The organism is Fodinicola acaciae, from assembly GCF_010993745.1.
Classification (GTDB): Bacteria; Actinomycetota; Actinomycetes; order Mycobacteriales; family HKI-0501; genus Fodinicola; species Fodinicola acaciae.
In genome coordinates, this window is sequence record NZ_WOTN01000001.1 from 936012 (window position 1) to 956558 (window position 20547).

Here is a 20547-nt window from a genome sequence, read left to right on the forward strand (position 1 = left end):
GTGGAGAGAAAGTCCAATATGTGGGATCCGAAGGCATGTTGAGCGCTAAATGTCTGCCTTGTGAGGTTCGCGGATGGTGTGAATGGCGAGTAACTAGCGCTGGACGCAAGAAACAAGGCTTTCGTACTCCCGCGATCACCAGGGGGCTGTGACTAGTGTGACCGTTGAGGCAGGTAAGGTGGGTGTGGCTGCCTGCTTGGGATAAATGTCCGGTTCGATGTCTTGGTAAAACAAGTACTACGCAGCCGAGGCGCCTCACCTGCATTGTCAGGTCGCCGTGCCGCACGTCCGCCGGAGAGTTGTGAGTGTCCTCTCCGTGCCGTTCACCGCCTCGCCGGTCCTCACGTAGGGTAGGCGGCGTGCCGTTGACTGTGGTGGGGGTCGGAGCCGACGGGCTGTCGGCCCAGGCCAGCGAGGTCGTGCGCGGCGCCGACGTCATTCTCGGCAGCGCACGCCAGCTCGCGTTGCTGCCAGACGCAGGCACGCGAAAGATCACCTGGCCGTCGCCGATGCTGCCGGCGTTGCCGGGATTGATGGAGGAACATCGCGGCCGCGAGGTGTGCGTGTTGGCGAGTGGCGACCCGATGTTCCATGGCATCGGTGCGACACTTGTTCGCCTGCTGGGTGCGGAAAACGTCACCGTCCTGCCGCACCTGTCGTCGCTGTCGCTCGCCTGCGCGCGGCTTGGCTGGCCGGTCGAGGATGTCGAGGTGGTCAGCGCGGTCGGTCGTCCGGTCGAGACGCTGCATCCGGTTGTCCAACCAGGCCGCCGAATTCTCCTGCTCAGCGCCGACGGACGGACGCCTGCCGCAGCCGCTCGGCTGCTGGTCGACCGCGGCTATGGGCCGAGTGAGGTTGCCGTGCTGGAAAGGCTCGGCACCGAAAAGGAGCGGATCGTACGCGCGACGGCGGAGAAATGGACCGATGACGCCGATGCGCTGAATGTCGTTGCCATTACGTGTGTTCCGGCCCCGGAGGCGGCGCTTTTGCCGCGTACGCCGGGGCTGCCGGACGACGCGTACGAATCCGACGGCCAACTGACCAAACGCGAGCTGCGCGCGATCACGCTCGCGCGGCTGGCGCCGGTGCCAGGACAGCTGCTGTGGGATGTCGGTGCCGGCGCCGGCAGCATCGGGATCGAGTGGATGCGCCACCATCGCACGTGTCGCGCCATCGCGGTCGAGCGGGATGCCGAGCGTGTCGCGCGGATTGGCCGTAACGCGGCAAATCTTGGCGTGCCAGCGCTGACGATCGTCAGCGCGGAGGCGCCGGATGCGTTGGCCGGGCTGGAGAAACCGGACGCGATCTTCGTCGGTGGCGGTGTGACGGTCGCCGGCATGGTCGAGACGTGTTGGGACGCACTGAAACCTGGCGGCCGGCTGTTTGTCAACGCCGTGACGATCGAGTCGGAAACATTGGTCACGGCGTGGCAGGGGCGGATTGGCGGCGAGCTCGTCCGCGTCGAGATCAGCCGAGCCGGGGCGCTCGGCGGATTCACCGCCTGGCGGCCGATGTTGCCGGTGACACAATGGATCGTGACGAAAGAGGCGACGCCGTGACCGTCCGATTCATCGGAGCCGGTCCTGGCGCCGCCGACCTGATCACCTTGAGAGCGCGGAAATACATCGAAGACTCGCCGGTGTGCCTCTACGCCGGAAGTCTCGTCCCGGAAGATCTTCTGGCGCATTGTCCGGCCGGCGCGAAGTTGGTCGACACGGCCAATCTTAGCCTCGACGAGATCGTCGCGGACATGCTCGCGGCCGACCGGGACGGCCTCGACGTGGCCAGGCTGCACTCCGGTGACCCGTCGGTTTTCAGCGCGGTTGCCGAACAAACACGCCGGTTGGACGCCGCCGGCGTGGCATACGAGATCGTGCCTGGCGTGCCCGCCTTCGCCGCCGCGGCTGCCGCACTGAAACGCGAACTGACCGTGCCAGGGGTCGGACAGACGGTCATCCTGACGCGTACGTCGGTGCGTGCGACGCCGATGCCGGAGGGCGAAGACCTTGCCACGCTTGGCAAAAGCAGGTCGACCATCGTCCTTCACCTTGCGGTGCAACGGATCAGCGAGGTGGTCGACGAACTTGTCCCCAATTACGGCGAAGACTGTCCGGTCGCCGTCGTCGCGATGGCGAGCCGACCAGACGAGATCATTCTGCGCGGCACGTTGGCCGACATCGCGGCCCAGGTGCGGGCAGCCGGCATCCGTCGTACGGCGGTCATCGTCGTCGGCCGCGTCCTCACGGCCGGAGACTTTCCCGACAGCCACCTCTATTCGGCGGCTCGTGACCGGCCGACGATGACTCCGGCGCGGTCTATGACGACGACGTCGACCACGACCGGTGCCTCCCGGAGCACCGATTGAGCGACCGTACGTGCGCCGTCGGCGACCAGATCTCCAAGTGGCAGGCCCGCTTTCTGGCAGATCTGCAGTGCGCCGAGCGCGGTGTTGGCCGCGCGCACCTGCTCCACCAAGTCCTGCGAGCCACCGGCCGATGCCACCAAGGTGGCGAGAAAATCCGGACTGACCTGCGAACGGCCGGAATGCAGGTCCAGATGTCCGTCCGCCAGCTTGGAAAGCTTGCCGATGCCGCCGGCGATGGTCAGCCGCGGCACCGGATGCCGTCGCAGGTATTTCAGCACGGCACCGGCGAAATCACCCATGTCCAGCAGCGCATCGTCCGGCAGGCGGTAAAGCTCGGCGGCGACGCGTTCGGACGTGCTGCCGGTGCAACCCGCGACATGCCGGCGGCCGGCGGCGCGCGCCACGTCGATGCCGCGGCGGATGCTGTCGATCCAGGCCGAGCAGGAATACGGCACCACGATGCCGGTCGTGCCGAGGATCGAGAGGCCACCGAGAATGCCGAGCCGCGGATTCCACGTACGGCGAGCGATTTCCTCGCCGTCGTCAACGGAAACCTCGACGACGACATCGCCGCTGCCGCCATACAGCGCGGCAACCTTGCCGAGGTGCTCTCGGATCATCCGCCGCGGCACCGGATTTATCGCCGGCTCGCCAACGTCCAGCGGCAGGCCCGGCTTCGTCACCGTGCCGACACCAGGACCCGCGCGAAAAGTCACACCGGAGCCACCGGGACGTACGGTCGCACCGATCACCGCGCCATGCGTCACGTCCGGATCGTCGCCGGCATCCTTGACGATCGCGGCGGAAGCTTCACCCGGTCGCAACGACTCACGTGCCAGCGCGAAAGCTGGTTGCTGTCCGCGCGGCAACGTGATGCGCACCGAATCTGGGAAATCTCCGGTGAGCAGCGCCGTGTACGCGGCCGTCGCGGCGGCGGTCGCACACGCGCCGGTCGTCCAGCCATGACGCAGCTCGGTCATCCGTGACCGCGCGCATCCTGGTTCTGGGCGGCACCGGCGAGGCGCGCCGGTTGGCCGCACTGCTGCAAAAACGCTATGCCGTCGTGTCGTCGCTGGCTGGCCGGGTGAGCAATCCAGCGCTGCCGGTCGGAAAAGTGCGGATCGGCGGTTTCGGCGGGGTCGAGGGCCTGACGGTTTGGTTGCGGGACAACGACATTGACGCGGTCATCGATGCGACGCATCCATTCGCGAGCACGATGACCGCGTCCGCCGCCGAGGCGACGCAGCGGCTCGGTCTGCCTTTTGTGGTCGTCCGCAGGCCACCCTGGCAACCGCAGCCTGGCGACGACTGGCTGTGGGTCGACGACATCGCGGCGGTGCCGGCGGTCCTGCCGGGAGAGCGCGTCTTCCTGACGACCGGCCGCACGGATCTGGCGGTCTTCGCCGATCTGGACGCCTTCTGGTTTCTGGTGCGTACGGTCGATCCGCCGCGGCCTCCATTGCCGAAACGGTGCGCGGTGATCCTCGACCGTGGACCGTACACAGTGGACGGTGAGCTGGCGCTGCTCCGCGAGCATCGAATCGACGTGCTGGTCAGCAAGAACAGCGGTGGCGAGCTGACCGCCGCGAAGCTCGTCGCGGCACGCGAGCGCCGTCTCCCGGTCGTGATGGTGCGCAGGCCACCGCTGCCGCCGGTCGAGACGGTGGCGTCGGAGCAGGAGGCCGTTCATTGGCTGCGCGATGTCATTCCGGATAGCGGCGCGGCGTGAAGACGATCTGACGACCGTCGCGTTCGGCCATCCGCGTCTGCGACGAGCCGACGATCAGCAGCGTACGCATGTCCACTTCGGACGGATCGAGATCCTCGAGGCGGACGGCGCGTACGCTTTCGGCCGGGCCGCCGGCATCTCGGCCGATCACCACCGGCGTGTCCGGATCGCGGTGCTTCAACAGAAGATCGCGAGCGTCGACGAGCTGGTGCCTGCGAGTGTGAGACGCGGGGTTGTAGATGGCGATCACCAGGTCGGCCTCAGCCGCCGCGGCCAGCCGGCGCTCGATCGCCGACCACGGTTTGAGCCGGTCGGACAACGAAATCACGCAGTAGTCATGGCCAAGCGGTGCGCCGATCCGGCTGGCAACGGCCTGCGCGGCGGTTACTCCTGGCAGCACGGTGACCGGCACGTCCACGTATTCCGGCTGGCACGCGACCTCCAGAACCGCCGTCGCCATCGCGAAAACTCCAGGGTCACCCGAGGAGACGACAGCGACGCGGCGGCCTTCCTGTGCGAGGCGGAGCGCGAGTGCCGCTCGCTCGGCCTCGACGCGGTTGGGCGAGGGATGCTTGCGTTGCCGCGGACTGTCCGGCAGCCGCTTGAGATATGTCCGATAGCCGACCAGATCGTCGGCTTCAGCGATCGCCGTGGCGGCTTCAGGCGTCAGCCAAGGCCGGCCGGCTGGTCCCAGCCCAACGACGGTGACGCCACAGCCGGGTCGGTCGGAGCGTCGCGAGCTTGGCAGCAGAGCCACCGAAAAGTACGGCACGTCCGCAGCGTCCACAGTGGACAGTGGAGCGACCCGCTGGCGAGAGGTCGTGGCGCGCTCCACATACCAGGCCTCGTCCAGTTTCCCGGCCTCGGCGAACGCGGACCGTACGCTCTCGAACGAGCGGCCGAGCTTCATCACCGCGGCCGTGTCGGTCTCCGCCAGCCGCCTGGCGAGCTCTGCCGGCGGCAGAGTTCCCGGCAGTACGGTGAAAACCTCGTCGCGCTCCGCGAGCGGCTGGCCGACCTGGGCGGCCGCCGCGCTCACCGAAGTGACACCGGGGACGATTTCGGTCGGATAGCGGTCGGCAAGTCGTTTGTGCATGTGCAGATAGGAACCGTAGAAAAATGGGTCGCCTTCACACAGCAGCGCGACATCCCGTCCGGCGTCGAGATGAGCGGCCAGCCGCATGGCGCTTTTCTGGTAGAACTCGTCGATCGCGCCCTGATAGCCACCGGGATGATCGGTTTTCTCCGTTGTCACCGGATAGACGAGCGCTTCCTCGATCTGGTCGTCGCGTAGGTATGGCGCCGCGACCTGCCGTGCGATGCTTCGGCCGTGGCGCGCGCTGTGATAGGCGATCACCTCCGCGGCGCCGATCAGCCGCGCCGCCTTGATGGTCACCAGCTCCGGATCACCGGGGCCGAGCCCGATCCCGTAAAGGCGTCCTGTTGGCACGGACGTGTTCACTCCTGTTCACTCGCGATTGCGTTGATGGCGGCGACCGCCATCGCGCTGCCGCCGCGACGACCGTGTACGACGACGAACTCCAGGCCGCTGTCGGACAGTGCGCGTTTGGACTCGGCGGCACCGACAAATCCCACCGGCAGGCCGAAAACGGCGGCTGGTGTGCCGGCACCTTCGGCGACCATTTCCAACAGCCGAAATAGCGCGGTCGGTGCGTTGCCGATGGCGACGACTGCACCGGCGAGGCGATCGCGCCACAGTTCCAGTGCGGCGGCACTCCTGGTCGTACGTAGTTTCCTCGCCAGCTCGGGGACTGTCGGATCCGTCAGCGTACAGACGATGTCGTTGTCGGCTGGCAAGCGGCGCCGCGTGATGCCGCTGGCGACCATGGCGGCGTCACACAATATCGGTGCGCCGCCTCGCAAAGCCTGACGTGCCATAGCGCCGACGCCTGACGACCACGCGAGATCGTCGACCAGATCGGTCATGCCACAGGCGTGAATCATCCGCACGGCCACCTTTTCCAAGTCGGGTGGCACCCTGCCGAGATCGGACTCGGCGCGGATCGTCGCGAAGGACCGGCGATAGATTTCCGCGCCATCCTTGAGATAATCGGTCACCGGAGACCTCTCACAACCTGGACCGGCGACGCGGTCAGCCGGCCGTCGACCTGGTATCCGTCCGGTGTCGCGACGATGTCGATCGCGTCGCCGGCTGGCCGGCCACATCGGCGTCCGCAACCCGACCAGTGAACGGGGCGGCCAGATGTCAGATGTGAGACGGAAAGTGCGGCGTCGGCGCGTACGTCTGCCAGCGCGCTCGCGCATCGCGGCCGACCGGCACATGACGTGACACCGATCCACGCCGAGTCGGGATCGACGATCAGGCCAGCGGCCAGCAAAGCCTCGGCATCTCCGCCAGGAACGAAAATGCTGCGCCACGGCGTTATTCGTACGTCCACGGTCATCGCGGCAGCCTGGTTCGCGGTGAGCCGGCCGAGCGGCACACCGACGACGAGCGGATCCCGGCCGACGGTTGTCGGTTTTGCCGACGCGTACGCGCTGATCTCGCCACCGGCCCTTAGCGCGAGGCGCCGAGCGACGTTCGCGGGACCGTCGGTCAACTCGGCCAGTCGCCAGGCAGTCGATTCCTGGGCGACGCGCTCGGCGAGAAATGCTTCGGCGGTCGCGCGTACGGTGGCGGCGGCATCTCCCGCTGGCACCCGGATTCCGGTGTCCTGGCCGGCGAGGACCAGCGCGAAACCGGCGGATTTCGTCGCGATGAGACCAATATCACCGGCCAGGCCGATCACGTCGCCTCGACCGTCGTCGACGACGACCAGGAAACGACCCGGCAGCGCCGCCAGCGACGGCGTGTCCACCAGCGCTGAATCGATCGCCGCGACCAGCGGATGTACGTCGAGCAGCCCACCGGAACGACCGCTGAGTGGCGACGCGATGATGTTGCGTATCCGCTCATGCGTGGCCGACGGAAGCAGTCCGGCCGCCGCCAGTCGGTGTGCCAAATCGATTTCCGCGCCTGCCGGCAAAGCCCTGATCTGGATGTTGGCGCGGGAGGTCAGCTCGAGTGTGCCGTCGCCGAGTTCTTGGGACGCCGTCCGCAATATCGCGAGTTGGGCGGCGGTCAGCGCGCCACCCGGAAGGCGTACGCGCGCCAGCCCGCCATCGGCGGCGGGATGCACGCGCAGCGCTCCGGGACAGCGGTCGGCTGCCTCACGCTGCACGGATGTCGTCACCCGCCGGATACTACTTGCCGTTTCGCGTTTGACCAGACCTGCCTTAGAGTGGGGCTGCCAACTGAACAGCGATGACGGTGCAGGAAGCCGGTGCGAATCCGGCGCGGTCCCGCCACTGTGACCGGGAAGCGACCCCCGCGACACGCCACGGCCGACACGGCTGGAAGGCGCGGGGTGAGCGGTGATCCGGGAGCCAGAACACTCGCCGTCGTCGTGCCACGACCCCGGAGCGCGGACTCCGGAGGAGAGGATGCACAGGCATGATCCTGCTGCTGTCGACGTCGGACACCGACCTGCTGTCGGCCCGCGCGAGCGGTGCGAATTTCCGGCTGGCCAACCCGGCGCGTACGGACGTGGCCGATCTGCCGCGACTGCTGGAAAACATCGACCTCGCCGTGGTGCGCGTTCTCGGTGGCCGCCGTGCCTGGCAGGACGGCCTGGATGCGCTGCTGGCCAAAGGCATTCCGTTGGTCGTGTTGAGCGGCGAACAGTTGCCGGACGCCGAGCTGATGGAGTTGTCGACCGTGCCGATCGGCGTCGCGGCCGAGGCGCACGCCTATCTCGCGCATGGCGGACCCGCGAATCTGGCGCATCTGTATGCATTCCTGTCCGACACGGTGTTGTTGACCGGTTTCGGCTTCGCGGCTCCGGAACCGATGCCGCTGTGGGGTGAGTTGGAGCGTACGAGCACTGGCAGCGGTCCGGTTGTCGGCGTGCTCTACTACCGCGCTCATCATGTGGCTGGCAACACGGCTTTCGTGGAAGCCCTATGCGCGGCCATCGAGGCGGCCGGCGGTGAGACCTTGCCCGTGTTCTGCGCGTCTCTGCGTACGGCGCCAGCGGAAATGCTGGCCAGACTGGGAAAAGTCGACGCGCTGGTGGTGACCGTGTTGGCAGCCGGCGGCACGACACCGGCGGCGGCCACCGCCGGCGGTGACGACGATGCGTGGGATGTCGGCGCACTGGCCGAGCTGGATGTCCCGATCCTGCAGGGACTGTGCCTGACCAGCGACCGGAACACCTGGTCTGACAACGACAACGGCCTGTCGCCGATGGACGTGGCCACGCAGGTGGCCGTGCCGGAGTTCGACGGCCGACTGATCACCGTACCGTTTTCGTTCAAGGAGACCGATTCCGACGGCCTGACGCGCTATGTCGCCGATCCGGAGCGGGCCGCTCGCGTCGCCGGGATCGCGGTCGCGCATGGCCGGCTGCGGCACGTCGCCGCGGCTGACCGCCGGATCGTCCTGATGTTGTCGGCGTATCCGACCAAGCATTCCCGGATCGGCAACGCGGTCGGACTGGACACGCCGGCTAGCGTCGTACGGCTGCTGGAAAAGATGCGGTCCGCCGGCTATGTCGTCGGAGATCTTCCCGGTGTGGCCGCGCAGGACGGAGACGCGCTGATGCACGCGCTGGTGGAGGCCGGCGGCCAGGATCCGGAGTGGTTGACCGACGAGCAACTGTCCGGCAACCCGATCCGGATCTCCACGGCGAAATACCGCGCGTTCTACGACACGCTTCCGCCGGATCTGCGACAGAGCATGGAAGAGCACTGGGGACCGCCGCCAGGTCAGTTGTACGTCGACAATGGCGACATCGTGCTTGCCGGCCTGCGCGGTGGAAACGTCGTGGTGATGGTGCAACCTCCGCGCGGATTCGGCGCGAACCCCATCGCGATCTACCATGATCCCGACCTGCCGCCAACGCACCACTATCTGGCCGCCTACCACTGGCTGGCCGAGGATTTCGGTGCGCACGCGGTGGTCCACGTCGGCAAGCACGGAAACCTCGAATGGCTGCCGGGAAAGACGGTCGGCATGTCCGCCTCCTGCGGCCCGGACGCCGCTTTGGGCAACCTGCCGCTGGTTTATCCTTTCCTGGTCAACGATCCCGGTGAAGGTACGCAGGCGAAGCGCCGCGCACACGCGACGTTGATCGACCATCTGGTGCCGCCGATGGCACGTGCCGACAGCTACGGCGATCTGGCCCGCCTGGAGCAACTTCTCGACGAACACGCCAACATCGCGGCAATGGATCCGGCCAAGCTGCCGGCCATCCGCGCGCAGATCTGGACGCTGATCCAGGCGGCCAAGCTGGACCACGATCTGGGTCTGGACGACCGGCCGCATGACGCGGAGTTTGACGATTTTCTGCTGCACGTCGACGGCTGGCTCTGCGAGGTGAAGGACGCGCAGATCCGTGACGGCCTGCACATTCTCGGCGAAGCGCCGATCGGTGCGGCGCGGGTCAACCTGGTGCTGGCCATGTTGCGCGCACGACAGCTGTGGGGCGGCCGCCACGCGCTACCTGGCCTGCGCGAAGCCCTCGGTCTCACCGACGGCGCTTCACTGTCCACTGTGGACGATCATGAGGCAACGGCACGGTCGCTGGTCGAGCGGATGGAGGCCGCCGGCTGGACCGCGGCGGACGAGGTCGTACGCGATGTTCTCGGTGTTTCCAACGACACTGTCGAGCGGATTCTGACCTTCGCGGCAACCGAAATCGTGCCGCGGCTGGACCGCACGACCGACGAGATGTCGGCCGTCCTGCACGCGCTCGACGGCGGCTATGTGCCTGCCGGTCCGAGCGGATCGCCGCTGCGCGGCCTGGTGAACGTGCTGCCAACCGGTCGCAACTTCTATTCGGTCGATCCGAAAGCGGTGCCGAGCCGGCTCGCCTGGGAGACCGGCCGGTCGCTTGCTGAGTCGCTGCTCGCGCGTTATCGGGAGGACACCGGCGAATGGCCACGTTCGGTCGGCCTGTCGGTGTGGGGGACCAGTGCGATGCGGACGGCCGGTGACGACATCGCCGAGGTTTTGGCTCTGTTGGGCGTACGACCGGACTGGGACGACGCGTCGCGCCGGGTGACCGGCTTGGCGCCGATCGAGGTGGCCGAGCTGGGACGGCCGCGGATCGATGTGACCGTACGCATCAGCGGCTTCTTCCGCGACGCTTTTCCGCATGTCGTGGCAATGTTGGACGACGCGGTGACGTTGGTCGCCGGCCTGGACGAGGCGGACGAGGACAACTTCGTGCGCGCGCACGTACGAGCCGACGAGGCCGAGCACGGCGACCGGCGGCAGGCGACCCTGCGAGTCTTCGGCTCGAAACCCGGCACATATGGCGCCGGTCTGCTGCCGCTGATCGACAGCCGCAACTGGCGCGACAACGCCGACCTGGCCGATGTTTACCAGACCTGGGGCGGATTCGCGTACGGTCGCGACCTGGACGGTGCGCCTGCGCGCGACGCGATGCGCACGGCGTACCGGCGGATCGCCATCGCGGCGAAAAACACCGACACGCGCGAGCACGACATCGCCGACTCCGACGACTATTTCCAGTATCACGGCGGCATGATCGCCACCGTACGCGCACTGACCGGCGAGGCTCCGGCCGCCTACATCGGTGACAGCACGCGTCCGGAGTCCGTACGCACCCGGTCGCTCACCGAGGAGACAGCACGGATTTTCCGCTCACGTGTGGTGAATCCGCGTTGGATCGCCGCGATGCGCCGGCACGGCTACAAAGGCGCGTTCGAGCTGGCCGCGACCGTCGACTATCTGTTTGGCTACGACGCGACCGCCGATGTCGTGCCGGACTGGATGTATGAGCAGTTGGCCTCGACGTACGCGCTCGACCCGGAAAACCGGAAATTCCTCAACGAGTCCAACCCGTGGGCCCTGCACGGCATCGCCGAGCGGCTGTTGGAGGCGGCGGACCGGCAGCTCTGGCGTGAGCCGGATCCGGCGACTCTTCGTGCCTTGCAACAGATCTACCTGGAGACCGAAGGCGACCTGGAGGACCGTTAGGCTTCACGGACCGGGCATTGCCGCTCGACGATGCCGTCGCGATCGATCTGTCGATAAAGGCCGTATGATTCCAGGCCCTGTTTCTCCAGAGCGATGTCAACCGTCGGCGATGTCCTCTCGCGGGCCGCGGTAAATGACGGTCGCGGCACGTTCCTCCGCCGGCAATTCCGACGATGTCCAGGCCATCGACTGGCTCTGCGTGATCGGTGAGCGGGATCCCAACGGCTACGTCGATTTTCGAGCCGTCCAGACGACCATAGAAGGTGCGAATGGTGATCGGTTCGTCTTTGGGGATTTTCCGGAGCAGGATGTCGACGGTGGCGCCGATCTCGCTGATGTCGTTGACTTCAGCGCGGACCTGCGCGATCCGTTGCGCCGGCAGCGATGCGATTTCAGAGTGTCGTTGGTCACGATCAATCCCGTCTCGATCGATCGGAGTCGCCGCGCCACCTCCGCGAGCCGGCCGGTGTGGGCCTGGATGCGTTGTTCGAGCTCCGCCTGGCGAAGTCGTAGCATGCCGCGCAACTCCGCCAGCGACACGTTGTCGTCCAGCATCGCCGCGCACAAGTGTCCCCGATACTCAACATGGCGACCTCATCTCAGACCATGACATCGTGTCAGAGTCAACCGATCTCCGATAAGGCGGACATGGACGGACTCGACTCGGCGTACGCTCGTGGCTGGATAGCCCGCTTTCATTCGTCGATCTGATCGTCGGACTTGATCTGCCACGTTGGCTGTCGTTGGTGCGGCCGACAAGACGGACGCTCAGCCGGCTTGTCCGCCGGACTGTCGTCTGCAACGGCAACCGTGAAACGCTGCGTGCCGTGTTCGCTAAGGGATTCGATCATTGCTTGGCATTTCCGCTCGTACGCGCGCAAACGCCATCGGCTGCACGCCTGGTCGAAGGACCTGTTGATGCCGCCGGTGCGACTCCTGACATCCTCACGAGCCGTGACGGCATCTCACCGATTCCCGGTTCGATGGGCTGCGACGGATCGGCGTCGAGAAGCCAGCCGAGTCGCCTGGGTCAGCCAGGATCGCTCAATGGCGGCGGCTGCGGTCCGCGCTCCGCGCCAGCCAGTAAAACCTTGATGACCACAAACCAGAATTCTACCGCAGCGTGCCGCCGCCCGGAAACGCCGCAGCATACCTAAGACGTGGTGCGCCAGCGAGATGGGCTGTCGCCTCCCAGAGGCGCTCGCTCTCGTCAAATGCATCAAACGACACGTCGACGGAATCATCGTCGCCATCACCCGAGGCGTATCCAACTCCCGCTTGGAAGGAATCAACGGCAAGATCCGGCTCATCTAGCGGCGCGGCTACGGGCACCCATCGCCCGAATCACTCGGCTTCCCACAGAATCCTGGCTCACGAGAGTCCGCGATCGACCCGTCAACACATTCGCACTCGTGGCACGCCGCGAAGACGCAACCACGCGCTTGGCCATCGTCTCGGCTTTCTGGTTGCTGGGGCGGGGAGCGAGCGTTTGTGTTGTTGGTTGGTGGTCCACCTGTTCGGTTCAGCCGTACAGGTGGTAGGTGTTTCGGAGCGGCTTTTGCTCGTAGTCCACATCGAGTGGTGGGATGAACTCGGGGTGGCCGTTGTTCATCCGTACGGTCCAGTCGGTATGGTGAATTTCGCGGTGGTGCCGGTCGCAGAGCAACACGCAATTTTCCAGGCACGTGGTGCCACCATCGACCCACGACACAATGTGATGCGCTCTCGTATGCCGGACCGGCCGCGTACAACCTTTGTCCCGGGCGATCAACGCTTTCCGCAGCTCTGGACCGGCCAGGCGCTCCTTGCGGCCGACATCCAGCGAGACGCCTTCGGAATTGAGGATGACCGGAATAATGTCCGCGTCGCAGGCCAGCCGGCGGGCGGTTTCCGGGCTGATGGTCAGGCCTTCGTACGCGCGCGCCACACCCAGGCAGTCGCGCAGCATCTCCCAGGAGATCGTCACCATCAGGTGCGGCCGCTCGCCGCCCTGGATCGGCAACTTCCCGGTATCAGCCACGAGATTGAGAATGTCGGCCAGCGCGTCACCGTTGCGCTGGGCCGCCGATCGAGGATCCGGCTTGCCGTCCTCGCCCTCTGGTTTGGCCAACGGCGACAACACGTCCTGCAACAGACAACCGGTCTCCGCGTCCAGGATGCCGCGCAACGCGAGGCGGCCGTCGCGACCGGTGTGCAGATGCAACTCCCGGCGCGGCTTCGCGGTTTCTTTGTCTGATGGTGCGGCGCCGTCGGGATCGAGGTAGGCGTGCAGCCGGGTGCCGAGCCGATAGAGCCGACCGGCGTCCATGTGCTTGGCGCCCTCGACCATCGCAGCCTCGGCTTCACGCCGCTGCTGGAAGTCCACGTGCGCCGGCAACCTCGTGATCACCGTACGGATCGCGTCCAACTGCGAGTCGGCCAGATCGCCGCGGCGCATGGCCTGGGCGGCGAGGTCCAGCTTCGGCGCCAACATCTCACCGGTCAACGCCATGCCCGGGCAGAACGCGCGAGCGCGCTGCACCCGGCGACTGGCCTCGGTCGGGGAGAGCAACAACTGGTCTTCCAACAGCTGCTGGATATTCTTGGCCTGCAGCTGCTCGTACGCCTCTTTGTGCTCAATCGCCTTCACGATATTCAACACCCGCGCCGCGGCCTTGCGATACTCCCGCTCCGCCTCGCGCAGCATCGCCGCGAGCGCGTCCGCGTCTTCTTCCGGCCACGGGTCACCGACTGGCGCGGTGGTGGCGGAAGGAGTGGTCATGCCTCCAATAATACCGGCCACACCGACAAAACCACGCCACCACACACATCTGTGGACAATGTTTTCTTCGCTACAAGCGAAAAGTCCAACGTGTGCGTACGAGCGCTCCGCACCAAGCACCGTTGGTCGACAACGGTCCGCAGATGACACGCAGCTCTGGCCGGTAGCCAGGCTCAACACGCCAAGCATCTGCCGCACTCCGGCTTGACAGTTGGCGCCGGAAGCCGATCGGTCGCCGTGCGTCCAGACGCATCTTGGGTCGACACGCCGACATAGGCTGGTTCAACCACGACTCGACCCCAAGATGTAGTGTCAGGCGCGTTGGTGGTTCACCCCGGCGGCCAGTCGGGGGGTGGCAACAGGGAACCCGGTGCGAGTCCGGGACTGTCCCGCAGCGGTGAGGGGGAACGACCGCCGTCATCAGCACTGGGTGACAAACCTGGGAAGCGACGGTCAGTAGGCCAACGGTGCCCCCGAGTCCGAAGACCTGCCATCGGCGTGCGTACGACCCTGTCCTGAGCTCACGAGGAGGAGCCGTCATGTCGCGTGCCGTTTTCACGCCCGATTAGCGATCGGCTGTTTTCCCTTGTCGCCGGGAAACGCCGGAAATGATCTCTGTCGTCATGAGTGTGCCGCCGCATGCTCATTTTACCGCCGTGGAGAACACGCATGTCCAAACCCAGCATCACGGTGGTCCGCCGCAACGGTGAGACCTCCGCCTTTGATGCCAGCAAAATCTCGGTCGCGCTGAGCAAGGCATTCCTCGCCGTGGAAGGCGCGGACGCGGCAACCTCCAGCCGGGTACGCGAGCTGGTCGCCGGGCTGACCGGCCAGGTCGAGGCGGCGTTGTCGCGCGACGCCGGTCCAGATCGTCCAGTGCACATCGAGCAGATCCAGGATCAGGTGGAGCTCGCGTTGATGCGCGGTGAGCACCACAAAGTGGCACGCGCATACGTGCTTTATCGCGAGCAGCACGCGAAAGCGCGAGAGAAGGCGCCGGAGATCGCGGTCAGGCATCCGGACATCGAGCGGCTCACGCTGGTGGTCAAGGAGGCCTGCGCCGGCCTGGACTCGGTGTCCGCGGAGCTGGTTCTCCAGGAAACCAGGCGAAACCTGTACGACGGCATCACCGCCGCCGAGCTCGCGCTCGCGCCGTTGATGGCGGCGCGTACGCTCGTCGAGACAGATCCGGAGTATTCGTACGTCAGCGCGCGACTGCTCCTCGACAACCTGCGCGCCGAGGCACTCAGCTTCATCGACGGGAGGCCGTCGACCGCGAGCCACGGCGAGATCACCGGTGGATACGCCACATACTTCCAAAAATACGTCGAGCGCGGCATTGAACTCGGCCAGCTCGATCCCGCTCTGAAAAGGTTCGACCTGGCCAGGCTTGGCTCGGCGTTGGACGCGGACCGGGACCTGCTCTTCCAGTTTCTCGGCCTGCAGACACTCTACGACCGCTATCTGCTGCACAGTCGCGGCACGCGTTACGAGCTGCCGCAGGCGTTTTTCATGCGAGTGGCGATGGGGCTCGCGCTGCGCGAGGTGCAGCCTGACGACCGTGCGATCGAGTTCTACGATCTGTTGTCGTCGTTCGACTTCATGTGCTCGACGCCGACGCTTTTCAACGCTGGTACGACCCGGCCGCAGCTGTCGTCGTGTTTCCTCACCACGGTGGAAGACGATCTGAGCAGCATTTTCCATGGCATCAGGAACAACGCGTTGCTGTCCAAGTACGCCGGCGGACTCGGCAACGACTGGACGCCGGTGCGCGGCATCGGCGCGCACATCCGCGGTACGAACGGCGAGTCGCAGGGTGTGGTGCCGTTCCTGAAAATCGCCAACGACACGGCGGTTGCCGTCAACCAGGGCGGAAAACGCAAGGGTGCGGTCTGCGCATATCTGGAGACCTGGCACATCGACATCGAGGAGTTCCTCGATCTGCGCAAGAACACCGGTGACGACCGGCGCCGTACGCACGACATGAACACCGCCAACTGGGTCCCCGACGAGTTCATCCGGCGCGTACGCGCGGATGCCGACTGGACGCTGTTCTCACCGGACGAGGTGCCGGATTTGCACGACAAGTACGGCCAGGAGTTCGACGAGGCGTACAAGGTGTACGAAGAAGCCGCCGACCGCGACGAGATCGCCGTCTTCCGCAGGGTGAAAGCCAAAGATCTCTGGCGCCGGATGCTCACGATGCTGTTCGAGACCGGTCATCCGTGGATCACCTTCAAGGATCCGTGCAATGTGCGGTCGCCTCAGCAGCATGCCGGTGTCGTGCATTCGTCCAACCTGTGCACCGAAATCACGCTCAACACGGCGGTGGACGAGGTGGCCGTCTGCAACCTCGGCTCGGTCAACCTGGCCCAGCACGTGAGCAGGGACGGCATCGACCACGACCGGTTGGCGCGGACCGTACGCACCGCCGTACGGATGCTCGACAACGTCATCGACGTGAATTTCTACACCATTGCGGAGGCGCGCGACTCCAACCTGCGGCACCGGCCGGTCGGCCTCGGCCTGATGGGGTTCACCGACGCACTTTTCGTCCAGCGCATTCCGATGGAGTCGGCGCAGGCCGTCGAGTTCGCCGATCGCAGCATGGAGGCGATCAGCTACCACGCGATCGCCGCGTCGACAGAGCTCGCCGAGGAACGTGGCAGCTACCAGTCGTACGAGGGATCGCTGTGGAGCAAAGGAATCCTGCCGATCGACTCGATCGAGTTGCTGGCCGCCTCGCGCGGTGGTGATCTCGACGTCGACCGATCGCGGACGCTGCACTGGGAAGGCCTGCGTACGCGCGTCAAGGCGGGCATGCGTAACTCCAACGTCATGGCCATCGCGCCGACCGCGACGATCGCCAACATCTGCGGCGTCGGCCAGTCGATCGAACCGCTTTACCGCAACCTGTATGTGAAGTCCAACATGTCCGGCGACTTCATCGTGGTCAACGCCGCGTTGGTCCGCGACCTGAAGGCACGCGGCCTGTGGGACGAGGTGATGGTCAGCGACCTGAAGTTCTTCGACGGCAGTCTCGGACCGATCGACCGGGTGCCCGACGACCTGAAGACGTTGTACGCGACCGCCTTCGAGATCGACAGCCGCTGGCTGATCGAGGCGGCCGCGCGACGACAGAAATGGATCGACCAGTCGCAGTCGCTCAACCTCTACATTTCACGGCCGAACGGCCGAAAACTGGACGAGATGTATCAGCACGCGTGGATCCGCGGCCTGAAGACGACCTACTACCTGCGCGCCACCAGCGCCACCCACGTCGAGAAGAGCACGTTGCGCGGCACCGACGGAAAACTCAACGCCGTGGAGGCGTGCCGGATCGACGACCCCGACTGCGAAGCCTGCCAGTAGAAGGAGATGCAGACATGACGACCATCGACCGTGGAGCGGCCAGGGTCAGCGTCGACGACAAGGCGATGATCAACTGCCGTGCCGACGTCAACCAGCTGCTGCCACTGAAATACACCTGGGCCTGGGACAAATACCTGGCCGGCTGCAGCAACCACTGGATGCCGACCGAGGTCTCGATGCAGGCCGACATCGCGCTGTGGCGCTCGCCGACCGGCCTGACCGCCGACGAACGCCTGATGACCAAACGAAACCTCGGCTTCTTCGCGACCTCGGAGTCACTGGTCGCCAACAACATCGTGCTCGCCGTCTATCGCCACCTTACCAATCCGGAGTGCCGGCAGTATCTGCTCCGCCAGGCCTTCGAGGAGGCCGTACACACCCACACTTTCCAGTACATCTGCGAAAGCCTCGGCCTGGACGAGGGTGAGCTGTTCAACATGTATCGCGAGGTGCCGTCCATCACCGACAAGGCGGCCTGGGCCCTGGACTACACGCAGCATCTGGAGGATCCGGAGTTTCGCACCGGTACGCCGGAAAGGGACCAGGCCTTCCTGCGCGACCTGGTCGCCTTCTACGTGATTTTCGAAGGAATGTGGTTCTACACCGGATTCGCGCAGATCCTCTCGCTCGGCCGGCGCAACAAGATGGTCGGCATCGCCGAGCAGTACCAGTACATCCTGCGCGACGAGTCGATCCACCTCAACTTCGGCATCGACACGATCAACCAGATCAGGATCGAGAACCCGCACCTGTGGAGCGAGGAGTTCCAGCGGGAGGTGCGCACGATGCTCGCCGAGGCGTGTGAGCTGGAGGTCGCGTACGGCCGGGACACCATGCCGCGCGGCATCCTCGGCATCAACGCCGACCTTTGCCAGCAATACATGCATTTCATCACCAACCGGCGGTGCGGCCAGCTCGGCCTGAAGCCGGTGTTCGGCGCGGCCGACAACCCGTTCCCGTGGATGTCGGAGGCGATGGACCTGACGAAGGAGAAGAACTTCTTCGAGACCCGCGTGACCGAATACCAGTCAGGCGGTTCGCTCGACTGGGATTGACCGCTAGAGCTGCCAGCAGAGGGTCACCGACGTGCCGCGTTCGGTCGCGTCGATGCGTACGTCGTCGGCGAGCCGGCGCATCAGGAGGAGCCCGTGTCCGCGCGGACCGGGGGAGACCGGCGCTGGCCGCCATCGGCCATGGTCCCGGATGGTGATCACCGCGGCGCCACTGACCACCTCGGCGGTGACCAGCAGCTCGCGGTTGACGACCGGCACGGTGCTGTACGCGTGGTCGACGATGTTGGCCAGCGCCTCGTACGCGGCGAGGCCGAGCGACTGCACCTGCTCCGGGTTCAGGCCCACGCGGTAACCCCACTGGGTCAGCTGTTTGCGCAGGTCACGGAGGCGCAGCGGATCGGCGGGGATCCATCCCGTCGTCAGCGTGCCGACGATGCCGCCGGAGCGGCCGCCGGTGCCCTCGGTCGTCGGCGTGTTTGTCTGCACACCCTCTCCTCGACCTGTCGCAGGACCTGTCAGCAAGTCGACTTCCCAATACCCGCCGGGCGCGGTTTCTACACGCGGCGCGGCGGTGAATTTTGCCGCAGCGCCGAATGTCCGGTTCACCGTGCAACCCGATCGGCCGGTCCGCCATTTGGAAGGGTGAAGCGCGGTGAGAGGAGCGGGCGTGCGGGCCGACAGGGAACGGCGTTACGTCGAGTACGCGACGGCACGGATGCCGGCGCTGCGGCGGACGGCGTACATGCTGACCGGTGACCCACATCGGTCGGACGACCTGGTCCAACACGCCATGACCAAGCTCTACCAGCACTGGCGGCGGGTCGAGGACTATCCGCGGCTGGACGCGTACGTCCGGCGGATCCTGGTCAACGCCTTCCTGGAGGAGCGGCGGCACGCGTGGACCAGGGTCGCGCTGGTCGACCGGCCGCCGGATGTCGCGGTCAGCGATCCGGACCGCAGCGGCGACCGCGAGATCCTGCACGCGGCGCTGCTGCGGGTGCCGCCTCGACAGCGAGCGATGCTCGTCCTGCGCTTCCTCAACGACATGTCCATCTCCGCGGTCGCGGAGCTGTTCCGCGTGTCCGAAGGCACCGTCAAGAGCCAGACCGCGCGTGGCCTGGAGGCCATGCGGCGAGCGCTGGAGGCCGAGGCCCCGGACGCGTACGGGAGGAAGGTCCAGTCATGACCGAACCCAGCGAGACCCTGCTGGCGCCACTGCGCGACGCCGAGCCGGCCACGCCGCCGGCGTATGACCTCGACCGGGCGATCCGTGACGGCCGGCGCAACATCAGCCGGCGTAACCTGCTGGTCGGCTCGGCCGCGGCCGCCGTGCTCGTCGCCGCCGGCGGCGCGGTCGGCACGCTCCGGCCGCCCACCGGCAGCATGCCGGTCGCGTGGATGGGGCCGCGCGGAGCGGCGGGCGCGGCGACCGATCCGGCGACGCTGACGTTCCGGCTGGCCTGGTCGCCGGCGACGCCGGTCGTCGACGTGTCGACCAGCGAGTACGGACAGCGTACGCAGCACATCGAGATCGGCTCCGACAGTCATTACCGGGTGGCCGCCGAGGTCGGCATGTACGCGCGAGGTGCCGGCTGGCGCGATCCGCTGATCACCACCGACACGCCGCTTTATGGCCAACCGGGCCGCACCGGCATGCCCGACGGTGAGCCGGGGCCGACGATCGGTGGCCAGCGCTCGGTTTGGCTGTCGAAGTCGGCAAGCGGCGCGTCGGTCGTGTGGCCGTGGAGTCCGGGCGCGTACGCGGTGGCCGCTGCGCGTACGGCCGAGATGGTGGAGCGGTTGGTGAACGGCATCCGGCTGGTGAACGAGCCGGTGCGCGCGCCGTTCACCGCGCCGCGGCCGCCGGTCGCGTTGAAGCTGCGGGAGACGAGTGTGACGCACGGACCGGGGGAGACGTACGCGGCCAGCCTGGCCTTCTCCGACCGCGCCGATCTGGCCGAGCCAGGCAAGAGCTGGGCCCGGATGGTGCGTTACGACGTGATCCGCGACGCGCGCCGGGACAACGCTGGCAGCGACAAAATTCCGGCACCAACGTCCATTGTGGACGGACATCCGGCGCATGTCGCCTTCGCGAACGGCGGCGAGCTGGCCTGGCTCTTCGACGTGGACGGCTTCCTCGTCGAGGTCGGTGCCTGGGATCCGGCCAGCCTGCGGCTGCTCGGCGGTGCCGGCGCGGTGCTGCGTACGGCCCGGCGGATCCGGCCGGTGGCGAGTCCGGACAAACAGTCGTCGTGGCTGCCGCCGCTCTCCTGACCCGTG

The 20547-nt window shown here is 66.4% G+C and carries 16 protein-coding genes and 2 riboswitches; of the genes, 10 read left to right on the forward strand and 6 right to left on the reverse strand.

All coding sequences use genetic code 11. The annotated features are described in order from the left end of the window. Nucleotides 1-359 precede the first annotated feature (359 nt). Entirely contained in the window at nt 360-1559 is a 1200-nt protein-coding gene (gene cbiE, locus GNX95_RS04290) for a precorrin-6y C5,15-methyltransferase (decarboxylating) subunit CbiE (RefSeq protein WP_163505846.1), read from the forward strand. Beyond that, nucleotides 1556-2365 (forward strand): precorrin-4 C(11)-methyltransferase, encoded by an 810-nt coding sequence (gene cobM / locus GNX95_RS04295; RefSeq protein WP_163505847.1) that lies wholly within the window; start codon nt 1556-1558, stop codon nt 2363-2365. The genes cbiE and cobM overlap by 4 nt, the downstream gene beginning before the upstream one ends. Here cobM and GNX95_RS04300 read toward each other — a convergent pair. Then, nucleotides 2272-3345: a cobalt-precorrin-5B (C(1))-methyltransferase gene (locus GNX95_RS04300; RefSeq protein ID WP_163505848.1), complete on the reverse strand. Its 1074-nt coding sequence runs from the start codon at nt 3343-3345 to the stop codon at nt 2272-2274. The genes cobM and GNX95_RS04300 overlap by 94 nt on opposite strands. A gap of 2 nt (nt 3346-3347) precedes the next feature. Between GNX95_RS04300 and GNX95_RS04305 the strand changes: the two genes are divergently transcribed. Continuing rightward, complete coding sequence (locus tag GNX95_RS04305) at nt 3348-4094, forward strand: cobalt-precorrin-6A reductase (RefSeq protein ID WP_222853381.1); 747 nt, start codon at nt 3348-3350, stop codon at nt 4092-4094. On the opposite strand, the gene GNX95_RS04310 is transcribed toward GNX95_RS04305, so the two are convergent. From GNX95_RS04310 to GNX95_RS04320, 3 genes are read right to left on the reverse strand one after another with little or no spacing between them, the layout of a single operon-like run. Continuing rightward, nucleotides 4069-5544 (reverse strand): precorrin-2 C(20)-methyltransferase, encoded by a 1476-nt coding sequence (locus GNX95_RS04310; RefSeq protein WP_222853382.1) that lies wholly within the window; start codon nt 5542-5544, stop codon nt 4069-4071. The two genes, GNX95_RS04305 and GNX95_RS04310, sit on opposite strands and share 26 nt — an antisense overlap. An 8-nt stretch (nt 5545-5552) precedes the next feature. After that, entirely contained in the window at nt 5553-6173 is a 621-nt protein-coding gene (locus tag GNX95_RS04315) for a precorrin-8X methylmutase (protein ID WP_163505850.1), read from the reverse strand. After that, on the reverse strand, nt 6170-7309 hold the full coding sequence (locus tag GNX95_RS04320; protein WP_246281503.1) for a nitrite/sulfite reductase: 1140 nt from the start codon (nt 7307-7309) through the stop codon (nt 6170-6172). The genes GNX95_RS04315 and GNX95_RS04320 overlap by 4 nt, the downstream gene beginning before the upstream one ends. Nucleotides 7310-7367: 58 nt before the next feature. Beyond that, nucleotides 7368-7533, forward strand: a riboswitch (cobalamin riboswitch). A gap of 36 nt (nt 7534-7569) precedes the next feature. Between GNX95_RS04320 and cobN the strand changes: the two genes are divergently transcribed. From cobN to GNX95_RS44180, 3 genes are all read left to right on the forward strand, one after another. Next, nucleotides 7570-11121 (forward strand): cobaltochelatase subunit CobN, encoded by a 3552-nt coding sequence (gene cobN, locus GNX95_RS04325; protein WP_163505851.1) that lies wholly within the window; start codon nt 7570-7572, stop codon nt 11119-11121. A gap of 133 nt (nt 11122-11254) precedes the next feature. Further along, nucleotides 11255-11731, forward strand: a complete 477-nt coding sequence (locus tag GNX95_RS04330; protein WP_163505852.1) for a hypothetical protein — start codon at nt 11255-11257, stop codon at nt 11729-11731. 500 nt (nt 11732-12231) lie between these two features. Then, entirely contained in the window at nt 12232-12435 is a 204-nt protein-coding gene (locus GNX95_RS44180; RefSeq protein WP_425483889.1) for a transposase, read from the forward strand. Between the two features lie 208 nt (nt 12436-12643). Here GNX95_RS44180 and GNX95_RS04340 read toward each other — a convergent pair whose 3' ends face one another. Further along, complete coding sequence (locus tag GNX95_RS04340; RefSeq protein WP_163505853.1) at nt 12644-13882, reverse strand: HNH endonuclease; 1239 nt, start codon at nt 13880-13882, stop codon at nt 12644-12646. A 308-nt stretch (nt 13883-14190) separates the two neighbouring features. Further along, nucleotides 14191-14391, forward strand: a riboswitch (cobalamin riboswitch). Between the two features lie 160 nt (nt 14392-14551). Here GNX95_RS04340 and GNX95_RS04345 point away from each other — a divergent pair. Both GNX95_RS04345 and GNX95_RS04350 read left to right on the forward strand, forming a co-directional pair. Continuing rightward, on the forward strand, nt 14552-17254 hold the full coding sequence (locus GNX95_RS04345; protein ID WP_222853383.1) for a ribonucleoside-diphosphate reductase subunit alpha: 2703 nt from the start codon (nt 14552-14554) through the stop codon (nt 17252-17254). Between the two features lie 14 nt (nt 17255-17268). Next, complete coding sequence (locus tag GNX95_RS04350; RefSeq protein WP_163505855.1) at nt 17269-18309, forward strand: ribonucleotide-diphosphate reductase subunit beta; 1041 nt, start codon at nt 17269-17271, stop codon at nt 18307-18309. A 3-nt stretch (nt 18310-18312) separates the two neighbouring features. Here the strand turns inward: GNX95_RS04350 and GNX95_RS04355 are convergent, their stop codons facing one another. Then, complete coding sequence (locus GNX95_RS04355) at nt 18313-18753, reverse strand: ATP-binding protein (protein ID WP_163505856.1); 441 nt, start codon at nt 18751-18753, stop codon at nt 18313-18315. Between the two features lie 181 nt (nt 18754-18934). Here GNX95_RS04355 and GNX95_RS04360 point away from each other — a divergent pair, with 181 nt between their 5' ends. Both GNX95_RS04360 and GNX95_RS04365 read left to right on the forward strand, forming a co-directional pair. Next, entirely contained in the window at nt 18935-19453 is a 519-nt protein-coding gene (locus GNX95_RS04360; protein ID WP_163505857.1) for a SigE family RNA polymerase sigma factor, read from the forward strand. Continuing rightward, complete coding sequence (locus tag GNX95_RS04365; protein ID WP_163505858.1) at nt 19450-20541, forward strand: hypothetical protein; 1092 nt, start codon at nt 19450-19452, stop codon at nt 20539-20541. Before GNX95_RS04360 ends, GNX95_RS04365 begins: the two co-directional genes overlap by 4 nt. Nucleotides 20542-20547: the final 6 nt, after the last annotated feature.